Raw genomic sequence first — 24,367 nt, 5'->3', positions numbered from 1 at the left:
TCGCGAGAACGTGTGGTGCTCTGGATTTGTTTGCCAGGCAAGTGCCTGGAAATCGCCGACGTCCAGCGCGTCCCGTAGGAATGCGCCTACAAGAAACCTTGCGAAAGGCGCCTTTCCGGCCAGCGCTTTCTGAGATGGCGGTCACATCGAGATTGTAGGAGCCGCGACAGCGGCGAGAGGCCCACGAAACGAAGGGAAGCCCAGGAGCTGAATTGTGGGAGTCGCTATAGCGGCGAGAAGCCCACGGAGCATGGAAGCGGCGAGCTGGCTACCCGTTGCTGCGATAGCATGTTCACGGGAGCACAACCATGCACCCAACTCACCAAGCGCGCAGCCACGATGAGAAAAGACGTGCATCCGCCGCCATCGGCTCTGCTGAAGCGTTCCGCGAAAGCATGGCCTCCAGCGCCTCGGGCACCGGTACCGTGCCGCCAATCAACGGCTCCACGACGGTATCGAATTTCGCGGGGTGCGCGGTCGCGGCGAGGGTCCAGGGGCGCGGGTCGTCCACGAGGCGCCTGCGCTCGAAGACGCGTACGGCAGTGGCCGTGTGCGGGCAGAGGATCGTGCCATCGCTGGCGGCGTGGCGGCGAATGGTGTCGCGGATCTCCGCATCGTCCACGCTCTCGGCCTGGCCGTTTCTGCGTGTTTCCTCGTCACCGCCGAAGAGGTGACGCAGACGTTCGAAGTTGCTCGGCGCGCCCACGTCCATGGCGTTGGCGATGGTCGGTACGGCATCGCGCGCGTGATACGGCCGACCGGCGAAGAATTCCGGAAGCGTCGCATTGGCGTTGCAGGCGAAGACCACCTCGCCGATCGGCATGCCCACCGCGCGAGCCCAGAGGCACGCCACGGCGTTGCCCAGGTTGCCGGTGGGTACGATGGTGTGCATCGGCTCGTCTGCCTGAAGCGAGGCGTGAGCGAAATAGGCCATCTGCGGCAGCAGGCGTCCAAGGCTGATGCTGTTCGCCGACGACATCGGCACATCGGCCTGAAGGGCGGCGTCGGCGAGCGCGCCTTTGACCAGCCGTTGGCAGTCGTCGAAGCTGCCCTCGATACGCAGCGCGCGCACGTTGTCGCCAAAACTTCCGAGCTGATGCGCCTGGCGCGGGGACACGCGACGATCCGGATAGAGGATCGCCACGCGGACGCCGGGCAGGCCATGAAAGGCCGCGCCCACGGCGGCGCCGGTGTCGCCGGAGGTGGCAACCAGGATCGTCAGCGGACGGTCGTCGCGTCGAGCGAGCCGGCTCAGGCAGGCTGCAAGAAATCGCGCACCGAAGTCCTTGAAGGCAGCCGTGGGCCCGTGGAACAGCTCCAGCAGGTGCGCGCCTTCGATCGGCAGCGCAACGCGCGGGGCGGGAAAGGCGAAGGCGTCGGCACAGATGGCGGGCAGATCGTCCGCGAGCGCATCGCCCTCGAAGAACGGCGCGAGCAGGTGCGTTGCTGTGTTGGCGAGGGTGCCTGTAGCCGACGGGCTGTCCACGTGGGGCATGCGTTCGGGAACGTACAGCCCCCCGTCGGGGGCCAGGCCCGCGGCGATGGCATCCGACAGGCCGACCGGCGGCGCGATGCCGCGCGTACTCACATAGCGCATGTCAGAGCACCCGTGCCGCGGGGCCGTCGATCGGCGCGACCAGTACGTCGCTGTCGTGGCCTGCCGCGGCAAAGGCGGCACGCATGTCGCGCGAGGCGGCCTCGGCCGAGGCACGATCCTCGAACCAGCCGAACACACTGGGGCCGGCACCGGAAATGCTGGCGCCCATGGCGCCGTGATCGAGCGCGGCCTGCTTGACCTGCGCAAAGCCGGGAATCAGCGGCGCACGGCGTGGCTCCACCAGTACGTCGGCCAGTCCTTCCCGTACCAGAGCGGCTTCGCCGCGGTAGCAGCCTGCCATCACCAGGGCGAGGTTGGCGCTTTGCGCGACGAATTCGCCGAGGGCATAGGCGCCGGCCAGCGCGGCGCGCGCGCGGCGGGTCTCGAGCACCACGTGCGGATGCACCAGTGCGCAATGCCATTCACCGGGGACGGGGATGCGCACGAGGCGCGTATCCGTCGCGAGCACCAGGCCGCCGATGAGCATCGGACCCAGGTTGTCCCCGTGTCGGCTGCCGCTGGCGACCAACTCGCCGTCGAGCGCGAAATCGTAGAGTGCCTCGCGCGGCAGCGGCTCGTCGAGCAGCGCATTGGCGGCGACGATGGCTGCCACACAGGATGCCGCCGAACCGCCCATGCCCGAGCCGAGCGCGATGCCCTTGTGCAGGACGAGTTCGAATCCATAGGGCAGGTCCAGCCCGCGCTGCATCGACAGCAATGCCGCGCCGGCCGTGTTGGACGGCGCATCCAGCGGCAGGTCGGTCACCACGCCGTCGATGGACGCGATGCGTACTTCGCGCTCCGGAATACGGCGTACCTGCGCGCGGTCTCCCGCGCCCACCACGGTGTGGCCGAGGATGTCGAAGCCGATGCCGACATTGCCGACACTGGCGTAGGCCTCGGCCTCGGCGATATCCGCGCGGGCCTGTGGCGAGGAGGGGTCTTTCAGCATGCGCATCGTTTTACTCCCATCGCGCCCGCCACGCGCAGCAGATCGGCGAACACCGCTGCTGCCGTGACCTCGGGGCCGGCACCCGGCCCTTGGACGACCAGCGCATTGTCGCAGTAACGGCGCGTCGCGAAGCGGACCACGTTGTCGGTAAGGCGCGCGTGCGCAAACGCGTGGCCGGATTCGACGACCTGGACACCCACGGAGGCGCGCGTGCCGTCGAGCCGCGCCACGTGGCGGAGCACGCCGCCCGCCTGCTGCGCTTCCGCAAGTCGGCTCGCCATCGGGGCGTCCATTTCCCCCAGACGTTCCATGAAGTCGTCGCGCGAGCAGTCGGCAAGCTCGGGCGGAATCAGGCTGGCGACGGAGACGTCGTCCAGCGACAGCGCCAGGCCGGCCTCGCGGGCGAGGATCACCAGCTTGCGGGCCACGTCCATGCCGGACAGATCGTCGCGCGGGTCCGGCTCCGTATAGCCCATCGCGTGCGCCTCGCGCACCAGCGCCGAGAACGGCACCGACCCGTCGAAGCGGTTGAACAGCCACGCCAGCGTGCCGGACAGCATGCCCTCCACGGAGGCGAGTTCGTCGCCCGTGTCCACGAGATCGCGTAGCGTCTGCACCACGGGCAGCCCGGCGCCGACCGTGCCCTCATAGCCAAGATGGGCCCCGCTGGACTGGGCGGCGGCCCCGATGCGCCGCCAACGCTCGAGCGGGCCGCTGGCCGCGCGCTTGTTGGGCGTGACGACGTGGATGCCGGCGGACAGCCATGCGTCGTAGCAGTCGGCGACCACGTCACTGGCGCTGCAATCGGCGAGTACCGCCATTTCACCGTGATGTCCCGCCACGTGGGCAGCGAACGCGTCCAGAGCCGCCGGCCGCCAGGTCTGCGCGCCGTGGGTGCGCCCGTTCAGCGCTTCGTCGTCGCAGTCGAGCCACATGTGCCGGCTGTCGCTCACCCCGCGGACGCGAAGTTCGAGCCGGCAATCGCGTAGCAGGCGCGGTGCGGCGAGACGAAGCTGGTTGAGCAGGGCGCTGCCGACCTTGCCGGGCCCGACCACGCCGACGTTGACGACCAGAGGCCCCGACACCGCGCGTACGGGTGCCGCCGGCCGCGGTGAGAGAGGGGGAACGATGGCGATGGACACGAGGAAAGCCTCCAATGAGAGGCCCTTCAAGTCACGTCAGGTGGGAGTGGGGCTGTCGTTCGGCACCGTCCCGTTCTGCGGGAGGTCGGGGCCGGTAGCGACAAGGAACTAGGCGCGCACGGACTCCGATCCTCCGACCGGGGTAGTGGTCGTGGTGGTAGTCGTGGCGACAGTGAGGAACGCAAGCGCGCCGACCGCAGGGGTCGGGGTGGAACGCAGCGCTGGCGAATGAGGATGCATGGGGCGACGTTATGCCGGCCGAAACGGGCTTGTCAATGGGTGCGTGCCTCGGCCGTTCGGCCGAGGCACGCATGACCCCCGTTATGACGCTGGTTCAGCGCGCCGAAAGATCGATGGCATACACGGCCGTGCCGTCGCCGTTGTCGCGCACCTGGCGGATGGGCAGGTTGAGGTCTTTCGCCACGTCTTCCTTGCCGCTGGCCGAGGTGAAGGTGATCGCGCCGCGGGTCTTCAGGGGTGCGAACGACCACGAGCGCTTTTCCACGTCGTTCCGCGTCAGCGTCTTTTTCGCCTCCAACCAGTGGATCACGACTTCGCGGTTGCCGTCCGGCGCGCTCAGCACGATGTTGTCGCCGGTCAGGCCGGGGAACTCGCCGCCGCCGCTGGCACGGTAATTGTTGGTGACCACGATGAACGGCTGCGAGGGCTTGATCGGCTTGCCCTTGTAGCGGAGGTTGGTGATCCGCTCGCCCTCGGGCTTCGACAGGTCGATGACGTAGCTGATGCCGCCCTGCATCTGGTCGAAGTTGTAGCCCGTGAGCTTGCCGATCAGTGGCTGCTCGCCGTCCTTCGAAGGATCGATGCGATTGAAGCGAGTGGCCGTCTTTTCCAGCCAGGCCTTGACGCCCGCACCATCGATCTTCACGGCCGCGAGCGTGTTCGGATAGAAGTACAAGTCCGCAGCGTTGCGGATGGTCATCGGGCCTTTGGGCACATCGGTGAAGTCTTCCGGTCCGCCGAAGCCGGTGCGGAATGCCGACGCGGCCGAGAGCACCGGCACGTCGCGCCATTCCGGATGCGTGCGCGCCAGCTCCTCGCGTGCGTAGTCACGCTGCGCGGCGTTGACGACCGCGATCGCCGACATGTTGCCTTCGTCGGCGAAGTAGCTGGTGAGCGCATGATCGGTGGCACCGATCGGCGTGTTTACATAAGCCATGGCGGCCTCGTGCGCCTCGCGAACGATCGGCGCGATGCTCGGGTCCGGCGCCACGCATTCGTTCTTCTTCGGGCAGATGGGGCGCACTTCGCTGCGGCTCTCGTCCTTCTGCACGACCCAGCGGCCACCGTCGCGCTTGAGCGCCATGCGGATGACGCCGAGATCCTTGCCGAAGAAGCCGCCCATGACCGCCGGGACGCCACGCACGATGCCGCGCTTCGCATCGACGTCCTTCATGCCGGCGTAGCGAGGGCCGGGGAACTCGGTGTGCGAATGACCAAGGAGCAGGGCGTCGATGCCCGGCACCCCAGCGAGATACCAGCCGCCGTTTTCCATCTGCGGCGTATAGGGCGCGGTGTTGAGGCCGCCATGCAGAATCGCGACAACGAGATCCGGCTTCTGCGCCAGCACCTCGGGCATGTAGCGGTTGGCAGCTTCGACCACGCCGTCCACCGTGACCTTGCCAGCGAGATTGCGCTTGTCCCAATCGAGAATCGGCGGCGGCGTGAAACCGATGATGCCGATGCGCAGCGTGGTGGTGACCGGCTTACCGTCGGTGCCGGTGGCCTGCACGGTCTTGGTGACGATGGTCCACGGCTTGAAGATCGGCTTGCCGTCGCGCGCGCTGTAGACGTTGGAGAGTACGAGCGGGAAGGCTGGGCCAGCGCACTGGCGCGCCTCGACGCCATCGACGTTCATCGCCGTGTTGGTCACCTGGGCGAGGAAAGGCAGGCCATAGTTGAATTCATGGTTGCCCGCGGTGCCGCCGTCGTAGCCGACGGCATCCATCGCCTTGTAGATGGCGAGTTCGCTGTCGCAGCCCAGCGGCTTGACCAGTGCCTGGTAGTCGGCGAGTACGGTGCCCTGGATGGTGTCGCCGCTGTCGAACAGCACCGTGTTCGGAAACTCGTGGCGCGCTTGCCGAATCAGCGTGGCGACGCGCTCGTAGCCGAGCGTCGGGTCGTCCTTCTGCTTGTAGTAGTCGTACGAAAGGATGTTCGAATGAACATCGGTGGTTTCGAGGATCGCAAGATCCAACGTCGCGCCGTCCCGCACGGTGGCGGGCGCAGCCGTCTTGCCGGCAGGGGCGCTCGCGCAGGCGGCGAGCAGGGCGGCCGATAAGGTGGCCAGGGCGAGGTGCTTGAGCATCGTGGGATCCGTTGGACGCGGGTTCGGGGCGGAAAACTAGCAGAAATGCGCGCGGCGGCGGGAATTACTCCCGCTCTGCCTTGGCTTCGTCGAAATAGGTGTAGCTCCGGCTTCCGTCCTCAAGGCGCTTGGTCTTGAGCACGAAACGGTAAGTGCTGCCGGCCATCGGTGAACCGTCCACGCGGCGCAGCGTCAGGTCGGTGGCGGCGTCGGTGGTCACGTTGACGGGTTGAACGGTGAGGCCATGATCGTCGCCCCCGGAAAGCGCCTCGCGCAACACACGCCCATCGGCCTCGTGCAGGTCGAGTTTCAGTATCGCCGCCAGTGTTGGCGCCAGGTCGACGTTGCCGCTCGGCAGCTCGTTGCGCCACGCCTGGCGGAAGTCGGGGCCGCTCGCAATCAAGGTGTTATGCACGTCGATGGGACTGAAGCTTCCGTGCATGCCGCGCTCGTTCGACATGCTGGTATACACCGTGCCCTTGAAGCCCTGCACCACCGCGTTCGCGTCGAAATCGTAGCTGGCGACGATATCCGGCGCACGTTTGTTCGCAAGACGCACCGCCGCCAGCGGCAACGTGCCGGGCACCTTGCCATAGCGCGCATCGACGAAGATCGCACCGAATGCCTCCTGCGACTGTAGAAAGCGCACGGCGTTCAGCAGCGCGGCCTTGTCGTGCGACGGCAGATACAGATATTCGCTGCCGCCGTTCGGGGCGATGACGAAGGCGTCCTTTGGCAACGTCTCCGGCACCTTGTACGCGGGCGTCGTATACGGGCCCGGCTTGCCGCACAGCTTTCCGTCATCGTCGTAACGGGTGGGTCGCACCTGTGTGCCATCGCTGCGTATGCCGGACATCACCGGCGCGTAGATGCAGCCGAAGCCGTCGTAAGCGGTGAAGCCTGCGCGGGTCATCTCATCCGCCAGGCGAATGGCGCCGGATGTGGCGAAACCCCATTCCGCATCGACTCGTCCCACACGACCGTCGGCAATCGTCCGTAACGGAAACAGATCGGCGGGGCCGGACACGGTGCTGTGTGCGTGATCGGAGACGATGATGAGATCGGTATCGCCGTCCATGCCCAGGGCCGATAGCTTCGCCTGCAGTTTGCCGAGCAGTTCGTCCTGCGCGCGCAGCGCCAGATGGAAGTTGGGCGATCCGACGCCGTAGGCGTGTTCCGTGGAGTCGGGATTGCGTAGCCAGACGAAGCTGATGTCCGGCTTCTCCACTGCCAAGACGTAATCCAGGAACACGCGCATGAGATACGCGTTGGCCGCGGTGGACGCTGTGCCGCTGGCGTCGGACGCGTCCGAGGTGTTGCCGTCCTTCAACGTCGCCGGCGGCAGCGCCGCCGTGGGGGTGCCGTTGTCGGGCTCCAGGTGGAAACGGTCGGCGTCGTACGCATGAACGGTATTGGCCGGAAGCGGAAATCCCGCGCCGATCAGCTTCTTGGCGAACGTGAGTGGCAAAGCTACGTTTTCATCGAGGATGGTGCCGCCCTCGCGGAGATCCTGCAGGAATGCCGGGCCGGACTTGCCGACGACCGCCGTCTTGAGCCCGGCCTTCCGCGCGCGTTGAAGCAGCGTCGGGGCCTGGAGAAGATCATGGTTCCAGTGGTCATCCAGCGCGCGCAGTACCGCGTAGTCTTCCGTGTAGATCGGTGCGGCGAAGTCGCTAGGCACACCCTTGGCATCGAAGCCCTTGGCGCCCGGCGCCCAGAATCGATTGCCGAAGAACCCGATCGTGCCCGGGAACGAGCCCGTGGCGAAACTGGACGCGTTGACCATGGTGAAGGTCGGGTAGGTCGCATGATGATCGGCGAAGAACGTGCCGCGCTTCGCCAGCGCCGCAAGATTCGGCGTGTCGTCCTCACTGATGGCGTCGGGCCGCATGCCATCCCATACGAAGACGATGACGCGACGGGCATGCGCGCCCGTGGCGACGGTCAGCATCAGCAGGACGGCCAGGCAGGCTATGCGACGCATCGAGTGCTCCATGAAACGATCAAAGGGAAGGCATGGTGGGCGGAGGATGTTTCAGTTCGGGGACGAAGCGTGCCGCGGATCACGGGCTGCGGAGATCGTCCCCTGATCGTAAGAAAACCTAAACATGCGGACGTCACCCTCGTCGTTTCTTTCGATGAGCTTCCTGCCCATGATCCATGCACGCCGCCGCCTGTTCCTCGCCCTTGCCGCCGCGCTTTGCCTCCCTGCCCATGCCGAGGACGCGCCCCCGCCGAAGGCCCAGGATCTGGAAGCGGTTTCCGTGATCGGCCAGGGCGAAACGCGCCAGGTGCAGCGTATCGTGCCCGAAGACCAAAAGGTGCTGCCGCCCGGCACGAGTCCGCAGAAAATCCTCAACCGACTGCCCGGCGTGTCGGTGCAGTCGAACGACGCTTTTGGCGCGAACGAGGAATCTCAGTCGATCACGCTGCGCGGCTTCAATACCACGCGCCTTGGCTACACGCTGGACGGCCTGCCCTTGGGCGACAATGCCTACGGCAATTACAACGGGCTCAACATCTCGCGCGCCCTGATCGCGGAGAACATGGCGACCGTGGAACTGTCCGAGGGCATCGGCGCCCTCGGCACGGCATCCACCAGCAATCTCGGCGGCGCCATCCAGTATTTTTCGGCCGATCCCGCCGCCACCTTTGGCGGCAAGGTCGCGCAGACCTTCGGCAGCGATCACAACCGGCGCACCTATGCGCGCATCGATACGGGCGATTACAAGGGTTTTTCCATGTACCTGTCCGGGGCGCATGCGGATGCCGACATGTGGGCACGTCCCAACTCGCCCACCAACACCAAGCAATTCAACGGTAAGGCGGTCTACGAGTTCGGCGACGGCAATCGGATCACCGGCTTCGCCGATACCTCGCGCACCAGCCAGGCCGATTACGCCTATCTGTCCAAGAGCGGCTTGAAGCGTGGCCTTGGCTGGGACTGGAATCTCTACGCGCCGGATTGGAACCGCGCTCTGGCGGCTGCCTATTGCGCGCCCGCGTATACCAAGGGCGGTGTCAGCGATCCGCGCTGCGGCTTCTCCGGCGGCGTGGACAACATCGACGACGCGTACTACCAGAGCCGCGCCCTGCGCCGCGATGACCTGTACTACCTGGCCGGCGATTTCACCGTGGCCGACGCGACCACGCTGCACACGCAGGTCTATCACCACGAGAACGCAGGACAGGGGCACTGGTGGTCGCCGGGGCAGAAGTCCTATCCGGGCACGCCCGAGGAGCTGCCGATATCGATCCGCAGCACCAACTACACGATCAACCGCAACGGCGCGATCGCGTCGCTGTCGTGGGAGTGGAGCGGCCACCGCATCGAAGGCGGCGTGTGGTACGAAAAGAACGACCACCACGTGGAACGCAATTTCTATTACATCGACGGTCCGGTCAGCGACGACCGTTATCTTTCCGATCCGGACCGCCGCTTGTTCTCGCAGAACTATACGATCACTACCAAGCAGGCCTATCTGCAGGACAGCTTCAAGGCGCTGGACGATCGCCTCAGCGTGGACATCGGCGTGAAGAGCCCGCACACCACCATGACCGCGCGCGAATTGCCGGGCATGGAGAGCCCCTATGCGAATGGCACGCTCAAGGCGGAGAAGTCGTTGCTGCCGCAGGCGGGCCTCGCTTACCAGCTCGCACCGGGCCAGGAACTGTTCCTGTCCTATGCGAAGAACATCGCCGCGTTCCAGGGCGGCGGTGCAGGCGGCCCGCTGTCGGTTTCGCAGAGCGCGTTCGACGGCACCCGATCGCGTCTGAAACCCGAGGAGTCACGCAGCATCGACGGTGGCTTTCGCAGTGTCGGCGAAGCGTACGAGGCATCCGTTGCGGTCTACGACGTGACCTTCAACAACCGCCTGCTCTCGCTCAATCCCTGCCCGAGCATCGAGGTCGGCACGCGTCCGGAATGCAATACCGCCTTCGTCAACGTGGGTTCGGTGAGCAGCCACGGTGCGGAACTTACCTTCATCTGGAAGCCCGTGCGCGGGTTCCAGTGGTACAACTCGGCGTCGTTCAACCGTTCGACCTACGACGACAACTACATCGCCAGCGGCAAGGTCGTGCCGGTGAAGGGCAAGACCACCGTGGACACGCCGAAGCGCATGTTCGCCAGCGAAATCAGTTGGACCTCGGGTCCGTGGTCGGCCAGCCTGCGCGGCAAGTACACGGGGCGTCGTTACTACACCTATACCAACGACCAGTCGGTGGCTGGGGCAACGTCGTTTGACGCGGGCGCGAGCTATGACTTTGGTGCGCTGGGTGGCTTGAAGGGTCTCGTGCTCGCCCTCAACGTCACCAACCTCACCGATCATCGCTACGCCACCAACCTCACCGCGTTCGCGGCCACCGACCCGCAGGGTCGTGCCCTGGCCTTCCACGCCAGCGCGCCGCGGCAGACCTTCGTGACCCTGACGGCGGACTTCTGAGCATGCGACATGCCCTATCCTCATGCGCCCTGGCCCTGATTCTGGGAGCGCTGCCCATGTCCACGCCCGCCTCGCCCACCAAGCCGATCGCTGCCAAAGTCCTGGTGATCGGCCATCGTGGCGCCAGCGCGCTGCGCCCGGAACACACGCTGGCCTCGTATGCGGTGGCGATCGCCGATGGCGCGGACTTCGTGGAACCTGACCTGGTGTCCACGAAAGATGGCGTGCTGGTCATTCGACACGAGAACGAGATCAGCGGTACCACCGACGTTGCCGCCCATCCTGAATTCGCTGCGCGTCGTACCACGAAGACGGTGGATGGCGTCACCCTCACCGGGTGGTTTACGGAAGACTTCACACTCGCCGAGCTGAAGACGCTGCGCGCACGCGAGCGTCTGGCCGACGTGCGCAAGGCGAACACGGCGTACGACGGCCAGTTCAGCGTGCCCACCTTCGACGAGATGATCGAGTTCGTCGCCGCCGAGGCATCGGCGCGGCATCGGGTGATCGGCATCATTCCCGAGATCAAGCACGGTACGTATTTCCGCGGCATCGGCCTGCCGATGGAAGACTCCGTGCTGGCGACGCTCGCGGCGCACGCGTATACGCGCACAGCGCCGGTGGAGATCCAGTCCTTCGAAGTGAGGAATCTGAAATACCTGCACGACAAGCTGGGCAAGAACCATCCGAACGTGCGGCTGCTTCAGTTGATGGACGATCCGGAGCAGCACCCGGCGGACGACTCGTCCGTCACGTATCGCCAGATGATGACGCCGGCAGGTCTCAAGGCTATCGCCGCCTATGCCGATGCGATCGGGCCCTCCACGCGCAGCATCATTCCGTTGAGCAAGGACGGCCGGCTGGCGCCCGTGACGCCCCTGGTCCATGACGCGCACGCAGTCGGGCTGGAGGTTCATCCGTATACCTTCCGCCCCGAAAACCGCTTCCTCGCTGCGGACTTTCGTAACGCGAGCGGCGACGACGCGCGGAACGAGGCCGGTTCCGTGGCTGAAATCCGTGCGTATCTCGCCACGGGTATCGATGCGTTCTTTACCGACGATCCGGCGCTCGGACGCCAGGCGCTGGACGGTGGCCTACACGCTCGCTAGGGCGTGACGGGTCCGCGGTGTCGGCCGGCGACGGACGACACCGCCAGTCCTCCCCGCTATGATCCCGGCTCAGCCAGCCCCAGGGATCGCCCATGTCGTTAGCCAAGTTCCTCCGCCACAAGTCCGTGGAGCAGTTGCAGGCCGAGGTCGGCCAGCGCAAGGACTTCCGGCGGGTCCTGGGCCTCTGGCAGCTCACGGCCATCGGTATCGGCGGCATCATCGGGGTGGGCATCTTCGTGCTCGCGGGCCAGCAGGCGGCACTCAATGCCGGCCCTGCCGTGGCGCTCAGCTTCATCATCGCCGGCTTCGGCAGCGCCTGCGCCGCGCTTTGCTACGCGGAATTCGCGGGACTGATTCCAGTGACCGGCAGCGCCTACACCTATGGCTATGCCGTGCTCGGCGAGGGCGCGGCGTGGATCATCGGCTGGGATCTGCTGCTGGAATACGCACTGGTCGTGGCGGTGGTCGCGATCGGTTGGTCGGGATACGTGCAGGTACTGCTCGCTAGTGCTGGCGTCCACCTGCCGGAGTGGGCGCAAAAGAGCATGAGCGCCGACACCATGAAGTACTACTGGCAGCATGCGCTGGGGTCGCTGGGCATCGGCTTCGCCAACCCGGTACCTGCGCCGACGGATGCGCATCGCTTCAACGTCATCGCTGCCGCCGTGTCGTTGCTGGTCGCCGTCCTTCTCTCGGTGAAGACCGAGTGGGGTGCACGCCTCAACACGATCATCGTCGCGATCAAGGTGATCGGCGTGGCACTGGTGATCGGTGTGGGCGCGTTTTTCATCGACACGACGCACTGGCAGCCGTTCATTCCCGCACGCGTCTTCGATGACAAGGGCGTGGGCCACTTCGGCTGGCAGGGTGTGCTGACCGGCGCGAGCGTCGTCTTCTTCGCGGTGTTCGGCTACGACACGCTTACCACTGCGGCCGAGGAGGCGCGCGATCCGCAGCGCGACCTGCCGCGCGCCGTGCTGCTCTCGTTGGCTGTCGCGATGGTGCTCTACATCGCCGTGTCGCTCGTGCTGACAGGCATCGTGCCGTACGCGAGCCTGAGCGGCGAAGCTTCCGTGTCGGACGCTTTCAACGCCATCGGCCTGCCGTGGCTCAGCAACGTGATTGCCGTCGCCGCCGTGATCGGTGTGATCAGCGTCTTGTTCGCCTTTATGCTCGGCGCCGCGCGCATCTGGTTCGCGCTCTCGCGCGACGGGTTGCTGCCGGCGTGGTTCTCCCGCGTGCATCCGCGCTTCGGCACGCCGGCCCGCCCCACCATGATTCTCGGCATCTTTACCGCGGTCGTCGCGGGCCTGCTGCCGATCGGTGAAGTGGCGGAGCTGGTGAACATCGGCACGCTCAGCGCCTTCATCCTGATCTGCGCTTCCGTGCTCGTGCTGCGCGTGCGCAAGCCGGCACTGGAACGGAAGTTCCGCACGCCCGCCGTGTGGTTCGTGGCGCCGCTGGGCATCCTGTTCTCGCTGGCGCTGATCTGGGGCCTGCCGTGGATCACCTTCGAGCGCTTCGCGATCTGGATGGGCATCGGCCTCATCGTCTACTTCGCCTACGGCGTGCGGCACAGCAAGCTCAACGGCGACAACCGGCGCTGACGAGACGCCGTTCGCTTCCGTTTTAGCGCCTCCCCTGGGAATAATGCGATTGCCGACGCTCGGTCGGCAGGAACACGTCAAGGAGACGGCAGTGGGGAAGTGGATCTATCTGGGGGCAATCATGCTGGCCGCCGCGCCGGCAGCATTCGCAGCCGACGCGGTGACGGTGCAGAAGCCGGCCACCTTCAACGAAGACGCGGATATTCCTAAGGCCGTGCTCGACGAATGCAAGCTGGAAAACGAGCTGCCCGACGCGGTAGCCGCCAAGGCAAAGGAATCCGGTATCGCTATTACCTTCGCCGACAAGGTGAGCGGAAGCGAAGCGGGTAAGACGTTGCAGATGCAGATCAGCGACGTCGTCGCCGACGGCAACGCCTTCATGGGTCATCACAAGGCGATGACCGTCAGGGGCAAGCTCTACGAGAACGGCGCCGTGATCGGCAGCTTCAAGGATCGCCGCACGTCCATGGGCGGCGCCTTCGGCGGATTCAAGGGCAACTGCGCCGTGCTGGTGCGCACGGCCAAGGCCATTGGCGAAGACATCGGTCAGTGGCTGACCGCGCCAAAAGTGGACGCGAAGCTGGGCGACCTCGAGTAGCGTGTCTTCGATTCGTGGACCGCGGGCCGCCGGGCCCGCGGTCCACGGCCAGCGCATTGAATCCTCGCCCTGCGCGCCTTACTTTCGATCCTTTCCGATCCGAACAAGGTGCGTCATGTCCGATCTCTCCGCGTTTCCGATCACCCGGCGTTGGCCGGCAGCCCACCCGGATCGCATTCAGCTTTATTCGCTGCCAACGCCCAATGGGGTGAAGGTCTCGATCATGCTGGAAGAACTGGGCTTGCCCTATGAGCCGCATCTCGTCGACATCACCAAGAACGAGAGCAAGCTGCCCGAGTTCGAATCGCTCAATCCGAACGGCAAGATTCCCGCGATGATCGACCCGAATGGCCCCGACGGGAAGCCGATCGGCTTGTTCGAGTCCGGCGCGATCCTTCTCTATCTTGCCGAGAAAACGGGCCGTTTCCTGCCCGCCGATCCGGCGAAGCGCTGGGCGGCGATCCAGTGGCTGTTCTTCCAGATGGGCGGCATCGGCCCGATGTTCGGCCAGGTGGGGTTCTTCCACAAATTCGCTGGCAAGGAATACGAAGACAAGCGTCCGCTGGAACGTTACGTCGCCGAATCGAAGCGCCTGCTCGGCGTGCTGGATCGCCAGCTCGATGGCCGTGACTGGATCATTGGCGACGAGTACACCATCGCCGACATCGCCACGCTCGGCTGGGTCAACAACCTCGTGACCTTCTACGGCGCGCGTGAACTCGTTGGCTTCGACGACTTCTCGAATGTCATCGCCTGGCTGGAGCGCGGCATGTCGCGGCCCGGTGTGGAGCGCGGGCTCAAGATTCCAGCGCGCTCCTGACACGCACAGCGGACGGGGAGCCATCGCGGCTCCCCGTATCGCTCAATAGAAGCGGTATTCCGCGGTGAGGCCGAGAACGCCTATGTGAGCGTTGTGCCCCGTATCGCGAGGGCCGTCGGCCTTGAAGCTGTAGCGGTCGTAGCTCAGCGTCAGACCCATGTTTTCGTCGTAGTCGTAGCCGAAGCCGACCCCGCCATAGAAGCGATTGCCGCTCCAGTCATGGTGAACTCGCGTCGTTGACGGGGGAAGAATGATCCACCCGCCGGTCTCCGTGAAATCGCCCTTGCTGCGCATATGGGCCAATCCGCCGTGTACCGTGACTGTGAGGTCGTAGGGCAGGTCCCATTTGCCATTGATGCCGGCGAGAAAGGCGTCGACCTTGTTCTTGTCGCTGTCGTCGTACTGCATGCTCAGCCCGCCGTAGTGGGCCTTCCATGTCGTGCTGCCGAGGTGCGCGTAGCCGGCTTCCACGCCGAGCGCGAACGGACGGGCCACGACCCAGCGGTAGCCGCCCAGCACACTGAAGCCCGTGCCGTTGCCATCTTCGCTTTGGTAACGCGCACCGCCGCTGGCGTCCCGATCCACATTGAAATGCGACTTCCCGCCCGTGATCGAAATGAAAGGGCTGGTCTGCGTCACGGACGCAGAGTCGGCGGAAGCGGCGAGCGGCGTAAGGAGCGCAGCGGCTGTGGCTGCGGTGAGTACGAGTAGTTTCATTGAAGAATCCCTGTATCCCTTTGTTCCTGGAGTGGCGTACGCTAATGACGGCGATCAAGGCCGGGCGCGATTATAGGGGCGGCGCTCGTCTCCACCCTAACGCAAAGACGTACGGCATCACGCTTTGAAGGCTCGCCTTCCGAAAAGTCTTGCGTGGTGTGGCGAGGGCGGGGCCCGTCATCCGTGACCTCTGGCATAGGGCACCCCGGACCCCGGCGTTTAGGATCGAGAGCTTGCGCGGACCAAAGGGGACCGTGCCGAACCGCTCGCAGGGATGGCCGGGCGCCTTACCGCTTCTCGGAGACCCATCAGTGAAATCCACCCTTCTTGCCTCCGCGCTGTTGGCCGCCCTGGCCGGCGTCGGCGCTTCCGCTGCCGTTCGCGCGGACGACACCCCGAGCGTGCCCGCACCGCAGGACGTCGCCTATAACGGCACGTTGAAGATCGCCGTCGACGCCACCGATCTCGATCACCGCATCTTCCGCGTCAAGGAAACCATTCCCGCACAGCCGGGTCCGCTGACCCTGCTGTTCCCCGAATGGATCCCGGGCCACCATTCGCCGAGCGGTCCGATCGACCAGTTCGCGGGCCTCGTGGTCAAGGCCGGCGGCCAGCGCGTCGAGTGGACACGCGACGAGTACAACGTCTACGCGTTCCACGTGAACGTGCCGGCTGGCGCCTCGTCGGTGGACGTGGAGTTCCAGACGCTGACGCCGCAGGACTCGCGCCAGGGCCGCATCGTGATGACGCCCGACATCGTCAACGTGCAGTGGAACCAGGTGTCGTTGTACCCGGCCGGCTATCGCGCCGACCGCATCCAGGTCGAAGCGTCGGTGAAGCTGCCCACGGGCTTCCAGTTCGGCACTGCGCTCGAGCAGGCGGGCAAGGACGGCGACACGGTGAGCTTCAAGGCGATCGACTACGACGACCTCGTGGACTCGCCGATCTTCGCCGGCCGTTATTTCAAGCGCGTAGACCTCGACCCGAACGGTCGCTCGCCGGTGCATCTCAACATCGTGGCGGACAACGCGAAGGCGCTGGAAATCAAGCCGGACGCGCTGGACATTCACCGCAAGCTCGTCCAGCAGATGGACAAGCTCTACGGTGCGCGTCACTACAATCACTACGACTTCCTGCTCGCGCTGACCGACAAGCTCGGCGGCATCGGCCTCGAGCATCATCGCTCGTCCGAGAACAGCGCGTCGCCCAACTACTTCACCGAGTGGGACAAGAGCTGGCTGGGTCGCGATCTGCTCGCGCACGAGTACAACCACTCCTGGGACGGCAAGTACCGTCGCGGCGCCGACCTCGCCACGCCGAACTTCAACGTACCGATGGGCGACAGCCTGCTGTGGGTGTACGAAGGCCAGACGCAGTTCTGGGGCAACGTCGTCGCCGCGCGCGCCGGGCTGCTCTCGCAGGACCAGGCGCGCGACATGCTCGCGCTGGTTGCCGCCACTTACGACAAGGGTCGTCCGGGCCTGTCCTGGCGCAACATCCAGGACACCACCAACGATCCGACGATCGCGCAGCGTCGCCCCCTCTCGTACCGCAACTACCAGATGAGCGAGGACTACTATTCGGGCGGCCAGATGATCTGGCTCGACGTGGACACCAAGCTGCGTGAGCTGACCAAGAACAAGCGCTCGCTCGACGATTTCGCCAAGGCCTTCTTCGGCATGAAGGACGGCGACTGGAAGGTCAATCCGTATACGTTCGAGGACGTGGCATCCACGCTCAACGGCATTGCGCCGTACGACTGGGCGAAGTACCTGCGCGAACGCGTCGATGGTCACAAGGGCGACCTCGAAGGCATCGAGCGCGGCGGCTGGAAGCTCGTCTACAACGACAAGCCGTCGGACGCGGTGAAGGGTATCGAGTCCCGTCGCCACTACACCGACCTGACCTACTCGGCAGGTTTCGCCGTATCGTCGAAGGGCGACATCGCCGACGTGCGCTGGGACGGTCCCGCGTTCAATGCCGGCCTCTCGCCGGGCATGCACATCGTCGCGGTCAACAACAAGGAATTCGACGGCGATGCGCTGAAGGATGCCGTGACCGCCGCGAAGACCGACAAGGCCCCGATCGAATTGTTGGTGAAGAACTTCGACCAGTACAAGACGATCAAGATCGACTACCACGAAGGTCTCAAGTACCCGCACCTCGAGCGGGTAAGCGGCAAGCCGGACTGGATCGGCGAGCTGTACAAGGCCAAGTAAGGCGCAGTAAACGCCCGTGCGCGGCGGTGGCAGACGAGGCCCTCAGGGGCCGGATCACGCCGCCGCGCGCGGGACGTCGACCACCCGTCGCGACCCGTTCCGGGGCGCCGGCCCCGAGACTAGGCCCCGCCGGGCATTCCCGCTACAATGCCGATCCGCTGTTACGCGCCCGTAGCTCAGCCGGATAGAGTAGTGGCTTCCGAAGCCATTGGTCGGGGGTTCGAATCCCTCCGGGCGCGCCATCTTTTCGTCCAGGCCTGCGCGGATTGGACAATCCCCATAAGGTGTCACTTTTGACGCCTATTCCGTATTGCGGGCTGACACGAATTGTCGCTCTTCGTTGCGGATCGTGGCCTCGAGCTAGGTCGTCCTTATGCATCCCCGCTACGCGCAACAGGCGCTGCTAAAGCGGGACGCGCAGGCGCATCAGCAATACGCTAGTGCGCTCCCAACGGACAACGGCGCCCGGGTCTTGGTGGTGTTGGTGGTAATGTCCAAGGGCGCAGACAGGTATGCCTGCCGAAAGCATCAGTGCGGTCGACTGACATCTTGTCCAAGCGGACACGCGCGCCGTGCGCCGCTTAATTCCAGCGTTGGGGCCTATGCGACAAATCCTTGGAATGGTTGGAGCGGTTCTTATCGCTGCGCTTGTGCCAGCGATCTACTTTGGCATGCCCGGGTGGTATTTCCGTGTTGGCTTGCTCGCTTTCGTCCTCGCCTCCCTCTGGATTGTTCTACTCGGCCTTCCAACCTTTCTTTTCCTTGAGCGTCGTGGATTGGTTCGCTGGTGGTCCGCGACCATCTCCGGGTTCTTTCTGGGTGCATTGCCCATGGCCGTCCTCTCTTGGCCTTATCGGCCTGGCTCTGGTTCCGGCTACAGTGCCTGGGACGGACACAAAATGGTCGACTACGTGGTCAACGGTGTGCCAACACACGCCGGGTGGGTCCAGTACGCCCTAGGTTTTGGTGCTACAGGACTTATGGGTGCGGCGTCAGCGATCATGTTTTGGATGGTTTGGCGAGTTGCAGTAGGCCCTTACCAGTCGCCCAAGCGGACGCGCGTAAGGCGCACCGCTTAACTCCATCGTTAGCCGCTCATGACAGTCAAGCGTTGCGCCGACTCGGAATGGAAACTCATCGCCATATCTACGAGTCACGCTGGTTCTCCGTCAGGTGTTTCCGCTACGCGACTGTGGGTCGATGGGGTCAGGTTCTCTTGAGTTCGGGACGATCCGAACCGCTGCAATCCAGATGCCAAGCGGGCCTTGCAAGCACTCTTCCTTTCGCCTGATAGACCCGCGCCGCGACCTGTGGTGAGTTCATTGAGCGCTTCAGTAAACCTGGGCGCGCAGGGGGTCACCTATGAGTGTCGGAGGACGGTATGCGTTACGGATACGCTTTGCCTATCGCCGGAGTTTGCGTGTGTTTCATGGCTGGTTGCGCGTCGTCACCCTCGCTGGTCTACAAGACATTTCCGGCAGATGGGACGACGAAGAGCAGCATCGTCAGGGCTGGCACCGGTCATGTGGATGACCCAGCCACGACACAGCCTACGGACCCGGCGGACGGTGAGTTCGCCATGGCGAAACAGGTGTCGACAGTCGTCTTGTCGCTTCCAGAGTCCGTGGCGAAAGCCAGAATGAATCAGGCGGCGCAGGGGGCGCACGGTCCCAATGGCGACGGTGAGAACACCAAGGCAGTCGGTAAGGACAAGGGCAAGAAGCAGGAGCCTGCGCCGCAGGTTGTTCCGCCAGCGGAACCAATGAAGCTCACGGAGGTAACGTCGCGCAATAACGCACCCTTGGTACCTTGTGGTGATGCTAAGAACAAGGGCGAGGATAAGAGCAAGGCGGGCTGGATGCCCTGCTTCGAAGGAGTTCAAACAGCGACCGCGCCGCACGTCGACATGAGTTATGTTTTCGCCGTTCGGCAAGCTCGCGGTACAAACCTGGATGTGACCACGGGCACGCATCCGCTCCAAGTCACGGCAGTCACCTCCAAATGGACGAATACGACGGCGGCGATGCTTGCCAGGATCGGATCGGAAGCGGCTCTTGGCTACGCCGCGGCTGGACCCATTGGCGCGGCGGTGGTGGTGATAGGCGGCGAAGTGGGTGGGCTCGCGGCGCCGAAAGGTGGTATCAAAGAACGCATGTATCTGGCGTCCCGTGGCCATACGTGGAAAGACGCCGTGAACGAGGGCTACGTCTGCCAGGGCGAGGACCCCACAGAGCCGAAGCCAATGGAGAATGCGCTACTGCTCCCCGTCGCTATGGATCTAGACAATAGTCTTCCCTCGGACGACACCTCCGATGCATCCGGCAATCTTCCAAAATATGCGGGGTGTTGGCATCGGTTTCCGAAGGGGGACGCGTTATATACGAACCAAAATTGGCTGTACCGCGTCCTCGACTGGACGGATAGGGATGGCGCCTTCGTAAACGATCCAACGGTGCAGCTTGTGCCACCCGTGCTCGATGAGCGTAAGCCCGGTGCCAGTGCCAGCAAGCTAGGCATCGTTAGATCGGACAGAACCTCTGGTCTCATTAGCCAGGCAGAGGCCGATGCCATCGCGAACAGTTCGCCCGACGAAGCGTGGATTCCAGCGTCCGCTTGCCACGCTGTCCGACTACAGGTAACTCATGCAAATGAGGTCATCGCAGCGTCAGGTTGGATTTCACCGCCCGGCTCAACAGGAGCGGCGCCGCAAGAACGTGCCCGTCAGCACCACGACGTCCAAAACTTCAAGGACTTCGACATCGTCATTGCCGATCCCCGATGGAACCAGCTCATGCGCGTGACCAAGGGGACGCGCACGATCACCTTCGGTCAATGTGGTGGCACCGCAAAGGGCACGCAGGGCAGTAGCGAGATCGCTGATGACGTCAAAGCAGCGGCGGAACTCGTGAAGACGGTAAAGGGCCTTCAGGCCTCTAGCGGCAAGAGCGGGCAGTAATGACAGACGACCCGCTGCGTAAGCCGCGCAGCGGGTCCCCTACGATTCGTGCCCAGCATGGAGCGGCACGGCGTGTTTTCGATGCCTGCGCTGAAATAGGTCAGGACGAGCCCTGGTTTTCTATCTCCACATCCACCACGATCCCGGCACCGATCCACTCCGCCAGCAGCGTCCCGGCGCGGGCGATGCCGTGGTGCTCGCCCAGCCGTTCGACCAGTACGTCGCACCACGCGGCGAAGCGACCATCGCTCCGGAGTGCGAGAAGTGCAGCGTAGTCGGCAGCATCGACGCGTTTCAGTTGGGAGCGGAAGCCCTTGCGCCAGATGACGAAGCCTCCGGGTTGATCGAGCATCTCGCCTTCGGGTACCTCAGCCTCGGTGTCGAGTGCGAACCAGAGGTCGTCGGCGGTGGTAGTGGCCTCGTGCACGCGCAGGCTGGGCGTGAGCGTTAGCGTCACCGCATCCCAATCCACGTTCGCCAGCGCTTCGGTCGTCAGTGGTGTCGTATCGGCGGAAACGAACGCCTCGGCCAGTGCCCATTCGATCCATGCAAGTTCGTACAGATCAGGATTGCGCGGGTAGAGGGCGAACACCGTATCCGGAAAATCGACGCCGTACTGGTCGAGTGTCCAGGAGCGTGGCGGATGGATTCCGATGTGGTGAATGGCGGCCTCGCGGAATGCATCGGCACCGATCCAGCGAGCGACCTGGGGATAGCTCGCCTCCAGGCAACCGATCAACTGCGCACGGTAGTTGTTGCAGTAGACGGCAAAGCCGGCATTCGCCTGGCTGGGGATGGAAGGCTTGTCGTCTTCTCCGGTTGCATCCGTCAGCCAGTCGCCGAAGCGATGTTGCAGCTCGGCGAGGTTCATGCGACCTCCCGATGATCCGCGGAGCGCGTACCGATCGATCTCGCCGTATCCAGTTCCGCCAGGAGTTCGGGTAGCGGAGGGATGTCGTCGTCACGCTCGATCATCGTCGCGACCGGCCCGAGGACGGCCATCGCAGTCGCATACAGCGCCCACACGTCGTCGCATACGGGGTGATCGTGCGTGTCGATGAGCAGGCCGGGACCCTGCGTGTGACCGGCAAGATGGACCTGGCGCACGCGATCGGCCGGAATGCCTCGAAGGAAAGCATGCGCGTCGAAGCCGTGGTTGTTTGCGCTCACGTAAACGTTATTCACGTCCAGCAGCAAACCGCAGCCCGTGCGTCGCGACATCTCGGCAAGAAAGTCCCACTCGTTCATCGTCGCGCCGTCGAAGGCCACGTAGCTGGACGGGTTCTCGAACAACATGGCGCGCCCGAGTACGTCCTGTGCGGTTTCGATGTTGCGGCAGACGAGCGCGAGCGCTTCCTCGGTATACGGTAGGGGCAGAAGGTCGTGCGAATTGAAGCCGGCAATGCGCGACCAGCTGAGGTGGTCGGAGACGAACAGCGGTTGCACGTCGTCGGCGAGTGACTTGAGCCGACGCAGGTACGCCATGTCCAGTCCGTCCGATGAGCCGATGGACAGCGACACGCCATGCAGTGCGACAGGATGCTTCTCGCGAACGCGGCGAAGGATGTCGCGTGGCTGGCCGCCATCGACCATGAAGTTCTCCGAGATGACCTCGACGAAATCGACGGGTACGTCGGTGTCGAGGAAGTCGCGGTAATGCTCCTTGCGCAGGCCGAGGCCATAGCCGGAGAACGACGGGGGTGGCGTGCGCATGGTGGGGTCTCCACTGGGAAAAGGGCCGTCGATGTCGACGGCCCTTGATGAATCACTTCGGCTCGGTCAGCGTGCCGCCGGCAGCCTTGCATTCGCTCGGCGTCTTCACCAGCACGCCCTGGCCCTTGCAGGTATTGAGGCCCTTGCAATCGTTCTTGGCCGTGGCGCAGAGGCTGGTGCCCTTGCAGGTGTTGATGCCGTAGCAGCGACCGGGTTCTTCCTTCGGTGCGGTACCGTCGGCAGCGCGCACAGGCGAGCCGAGCGAGGCGACGGCGAGGGCGACGAGTGCTGCGGCAGCAGCGAAATGGGGGCGGGACGAGGTGGCGAGTGTGCTCATGGGGTTCTCCTGGGAAGAGGTCCGTCGGGACCGTGGGTTGCAACCGGTTGTCAGTGCGCGTTGCGCGCGGCGTCCTCGATCACGTTCGCCACCGCTTCCGGCTGCGAGATGTAGACGACATGGCTGGCTTTGATTTCGGTGACCTTGGCGTTGGCGCGCTTGTACATCCAACGTTCCAGGTCCGGGCTCAAGGCGCGATCCTGCGTAGCGACGACGGCCCACGTGGGCTTGTCGTGCCATGCGGCGACCTGCATCGTGGCGCCGAACGCCGCGGCAGTCGCGGGCACTTGCGACACCGCCATGAAGGCCGTGCGATTCGTGGTCAGATCGCCTGCGAAGTCGGTACCGAACTTGTCCTGCGCGAAGAACAGATGGCCGTCACGCGTGGGGACGACGTCGTTGCTTGGCGCAGGCATCGAGCCGACGAGTTGCGAGACGCTCTCGCCCACGTCCGGGACAAGTGCGGCCACGTAGACCAGGGCTTTCACCTTGTCGCGGTTGCCGGCCTGAGTGATCACGGCGCCGCCATAGCTGTGTCCGACGAGTACGACGGGGCCGTCCTGCTTGCGGATCTGTTCGCGGGTCTGCTCGATGTCGTTGGCGAGCGTTTCGATCTTCGGTTGCACGACGCTAACGGTGTAGCCCTTGTGGACAAGGATGTCGTGTACGACGCGCCAGCCCGAGCCATCGACGAACGCGCCGGGCACGATGACGATGTTCTTTACACCAGGCGGCGCATCCGCGGCGAATCCGGCCATGGCTGTGCCGAGAACCATCGTGGTGATGGCGAGAGTCAATAGTTTGCGCATGGGATTCCCTGCGTTGTGCGTGAATGGAGACATCAGCGGTGAACAAGACGGTCGATCGACCACTTGCCGGCACCGCGAGCGATCAGCGGAAGCAGCAGACCCGCCCAGGTGAGGTGCGTGGGCCAGGCATCGGGGTAGACGAACACCTCGATCACCGTAGTCATCGCCAGCAACGCGAAGGCCGCGCTGCGCGTGAACAGGCCGAGCACCAGGAGCACGGGGAACAGGTGCTCCGCGTAGGTCGCCAGATGCGCGGCCACGTGTGGCGAGAGCAGTGGCAACGCGTATTCCGAGGCGAAGAGGTCATAGGTGGATGGCTTGATGCTCAGGAAGCCTTCCACCTTCGTCCGTCCCGAAAGAAAGAACACGGCGGCGATGCCCAGTCGGGCGACGAGCAGGAGCAGATCGTCTGGCAGCCGCGAACACCACGCCGCGATCGGCGGCAGCGTGCGTCGCACCCGCGACGTGGCGCCGACGTTCACGCCTGGGGCTCCGGCGTGCCATGGCCCTTGGGCGTCTTGATGCGGGTGCAGGTGCCTTTCTCCACCAGTACCCAGGCGTTGCCCTGGTAGTCTTTCTTCGCCGTGGCGGCACAACTCGTGCCCGGGCCAGCAGCGCAGTCGTTCTGCCCAGCCTTTGCCACGCCGTAGCACTTCTCCATCGGCTTCTTGGCATCGTCCGCGTGCGCCACGGAGGCGAGCGAGACGAGGCTCAGGGCGAGGGTGGCGGCGAATGCGGTGTGCTTGCGGATCATGAGATGAGTCCTTGGTGTGGTAAGTGGTGGGTGTGCAAAGGAGACCGCAGCGGCGTATCCCGCCTGTGTCGAGGCAAGCGTCAAAACGCATCGCAATGTGTCGGATGCGGCGCTCGATACATTTCGATACAAAGCGGACCGGTGTGCCCTTGGACGAGCTGTTTCCGGTTTGTACAAAGCGATACAAAAAGCCGGCTCGGCGGACACGAGCGGGACAAGCGGCAGGCTTTTCATAGGCATCCTGCGCGGTAGCCACCATCGCGCCT

The 24,367-nt window shown here is 64.6% G+C and carries 19 protein-coding genes and 1 tRNA gene; 8 read left to right on the top strand and 12 right to left on the bottom strand.

Annotated features, from left to right (window positions below; all coding sequences use genetic code 11):
* Positions 1 to 319 precede the first annotated feature (319 nt).
* The 5 genes from thrC to BT115_RS17745 form a co-directional block, all read right to left on the bottom strand.
* Positions 320 to 1,597: a threonine synthase gene (gene thrC, locus BT115_RS17765; RefSeq protein WP_072323963.1), complete on the bottom strand. Its 1,278-nt coding sequence runs from the start codon at positions 1,595 to 1,597 to the stop codon at positions 320 to 322.
* A 1-nt stretch (position 1,598) separates the two neighbouring features.
* Positions 1,599 to 2,549 carry a homoserine kinase gene (locus BT115_RS17760; RefSeq protein ID WP_072324048.1) on the bottom strand — a complete coding sequence of 317 codons (951 nt, stop codon included), beginning with the start codon at positions 2,547 to 2,549 and terminating at the stop codon, positions 1,599 to 1,601.
* Positions 2,543 to 3,634 carry a homoserine dehydrogenase gene (locus BT115_RS17755; protein WP_255369475.1) on the bottom strand — a complete coding sequence of 364 codons (1,092 nt, stop codon included), beginning with the start codon at positions 3,632 to 3,634 and terminating at the stop codon, positions 2,543 to 2,545. Before BT115_RS17755 ends, BT115_RS17760 begins: the two co-directional genes overlap by 7 nt.
* Before the next feature lie 391 nt (positions 3,635 to 4,025).
* Positions 4,026 to 6,017, bottom strand: a complete 1,992-nt coding sequence (locus BT115_RS17750; RefSeq protein WP_072323962.1) for a bifunctional 2',3'-cyclic-nucleotide 2'-phosphodiesterase/3'-nucleotidase — start codon at positions 6,015 to 6,017, stop codon at positions 4,026 to 4,028.
* A gap of 64 nt (positions 6,018 to 6,081) precedes the next feature.
* Entirely contained in the window at positions 6,082 to 8,001 is a 1,920-nt protein-coding gene (locus tag BT115_RS17745; protein WP_177257446.1) for an alkaline phosphatase family protein, read from the bottom strand.
* Positions 8,002 to 8,170: 169 nt separating this feature from the next.
* Between BT115_RS17745 and BT115_RS17740 the strand changes: the two genes are divergently transcribed.
* The 5 genes from BT115_RS17740 to BT115_RS17720 all read left to right on the top strand — a co-directional run bounded on the left by BT115_RS17740 (position 8,171) and on the right by BT115_RS17720 (position 14,596).
* Positions 8,171 to 10,462 carry a TonB-dependent receptor gene (locus tag BT115_RS17740; protein WP_072324044.1) on the top strand — a complete coding sequence of 764 codons (2,292 nt, stop codon included), beginning with the start codon at positions 8,171 to 8,173 and terminating at the stop codon, positions 10,460 to 10,462.
* A gap of 56 nt (positions 10,463 to 10,518) precedes the next feature.
* Positions 10,519 to 11,571 carry a glycerophosphodiester phosphodiesterase gene (locus BT115_RS17735; RefSeq protein WP_072323961.1) on the top strand — a complete coding sequence of 351 codons (1,053 nt, stop codon included), beginning with the start codon at positions 10,519 to 10,521 and terminating at the stop codon, positions 11,569 to 11,571.
* Between the two features lie 92 nt (positions 11,572 to 11,663).
* On the top strand, positions 11,664 to 13,178 hold the full coding sequence (locus BT115_RS17730; protein WP_072323960.1) for an amino acid permease: 1,515 nt from the start codon (positions 11,664 to 11,666) through the stop codon (positions 13,176 to 13,178).
* Between the two features lie 91 nt (positions 13,179 to 13,269).
* Positions 13,270 to 13,776 (top strand): hypothetical protein, encoded by a 507-nt coding sequence (locus BT115_RS17725; RefSeq protein ID WP_143144623.1) that lies wholly within the window; start codon positions 13,270 to 13,272, stop codon positions 13,774 to 13,776.
* 115 nt (positions 13,777 to 13,891) lie between these two features.
* Positions 13,892 to 14,596: a glutathione S-transferase N-terminal domain-containing protein gene (locus BT115_RS17720; RefSeq protein WP_072323958.1), complete on the top strand. Its 705-nt coding sequence runs from the start codon at positions 13,892 to 13,894 to the stop codon at positions 14,594 to 14,596.
* Positions 14,597 to 14,638: 42 nt separating this feature from the next.
* Here BT115_RS17720 and BT115_RS17715 read toward each other — a convergent pair whose 3' ends face one another.
* Positions 14,639 to 15,313 (bottom strand): outer membrane beta-barrel protein, encoded by a 675-nt coding sequence (locus BT115_RS17715; protein ID WP_072323957.1) that lies wholly within the window; start codon positions 15,311 to 15,313, stop codon positions 14,639 to 14,641.
* Positions 15,314 to 15,663: 350 nt separating this feature from the next.
* On the opposite strand from BT115_RS17715, the gene BT115_RS17710 reads away from it, so the two are divergent.
* The 3 genes from BT115_RS17710 (at position 15,664) to BT115_RS17700 (ending at position 20,488) form a co-directional block, all read left to right on the top strand.
* A complete protein-coding gene (locus BT115_RS17710; RefSeq protein ID WP_255369474.1) occupies positions 15,664 to 17,532 on the top strand; it encodes a M61 family metallopeptidase in 1,869 nt (622 codons plus the stop codon).
* Between the two features lie 165 nt (positions 17,533 to 17,697).
* Positions 17,698 to 17,774 (top strand) — tRNA-Arg (locus tag BT115_RS17705).
* Between the two features lie 1,139 nt (positions 17,775 to 18,913).
* A complete protein-coding gene (locus BT115_RS17700; protein ID WP_143144622.1) occupies positions 18,914 to 20,488 on the top strand; it encodes a hypothetical protein in 1,575 nt (524 codons plus the stop codon).
* A gap of 100 nt (positions 20,489 to 20,588) precedes the next feature.
* Here the strand turns inward: BT115_RS17700 and BT115_RS17695 are convergent, their stop codons facing one another.
* From BT115_RS17695 to BT115_RS17670, 6 genes are read right to left on the bottom strand one after another with little or no spacing between them, the layout of a single operon-like run.
* Complete coding sequence (locus BT115_RS17695; protein ID WP_072323954.1) at positions 20,589 to 21,359, bottom strand: HvfC/BufC N-terminal domain-containing protein; 771 nt, start codon at positions 21,357 to 21,359, stop codon at positions 20,589 to 20,591.
* Complete coding sequence (locus BT115_RS17690; protein ID WP_072323953.1) at positions 21,356 to 22,201, bottom strand: MNIO family bufferin maturase; 846 nt, start codon at positions 22,199 to 22,201, stop codon at positions 21,356 to 21,358. The genes BT115_RS17695 and BT115_RS17690 overlap by 4 nt, the downstream gene beginning before the upstream one ends.
* A gap of 52 nt (positions 22,202 to 22,253) precedes the next feature.
* Positions 22,254 to 22,538 (bottom strand): BufA2 family periplasmic bufferin-type metallophore, encoded by a 285-nt coding sequence (locus BT115_RS17685; protein ID WP_072323952.1) that lies wholly within the window; start codon positions 22,536 to 22,538, stop codon positions 22,254 to 22,256.
* 50 nt (positions 22,539 to 22,588) lie between these two features.
* Positions 22,589 to 23,347 (bottom strand): alpha/beta fold hydrolase, encoded by a 759-nt coding sequence (locus BT115_RS17680; protein WP_072323951.1) that lies wholly within the window; start codon positions 23,345 to 23,347, stop codon positions 22,589 to 22,591.
* A 32-nt stretch (positions 23,348 to 23,379) separates the two neighbouring features.
* Entirely contained in the window at positions 23,380 to 23,829 is a 450-nt protein-coding gene (locus BT115_RS17675; protein WP_083527557.1) for a DoxX family protein, read from the bottom strand.
* The gene (locus tag BT115_RS17670) at positions 23,826 to 24,101 is read right to left on the bottom strand and encodes a BufA1 family periplasmic bufferin-type metallophore (RefSeq protein ID WP_072323950.1); all 276 of its coding nucleotides are present in this window, start codon (positions 24,099 to 24,101) and stop codon (positions 23,826 to 23,828) included. The genes BT115_RS17675 and BT115_RS17670 overlap by 4 nt, the downstream gene beginning before the upstream one ends.
* Positions 24,102 to 24,367: the final 266 nt, after the last annotated feature.

The sequence above is a fragment of the Luteibacter sp. UNCMF366Tsu5.1 genome, from assembly GCF_900119235.1.
GTDB classification, from domain to species: Bacteria; Pseudomonadota; Gammaproteobacteria; order Xanthomonadales; family Rhodanobacteraceae; genus Luteibacter; species Luteibacter flocculans.
The sequence above is the reverse complement of the archived record's forward strand: the minus strand, read 5'-3'. Positions and strand labels throughout refer to the sequence as shown.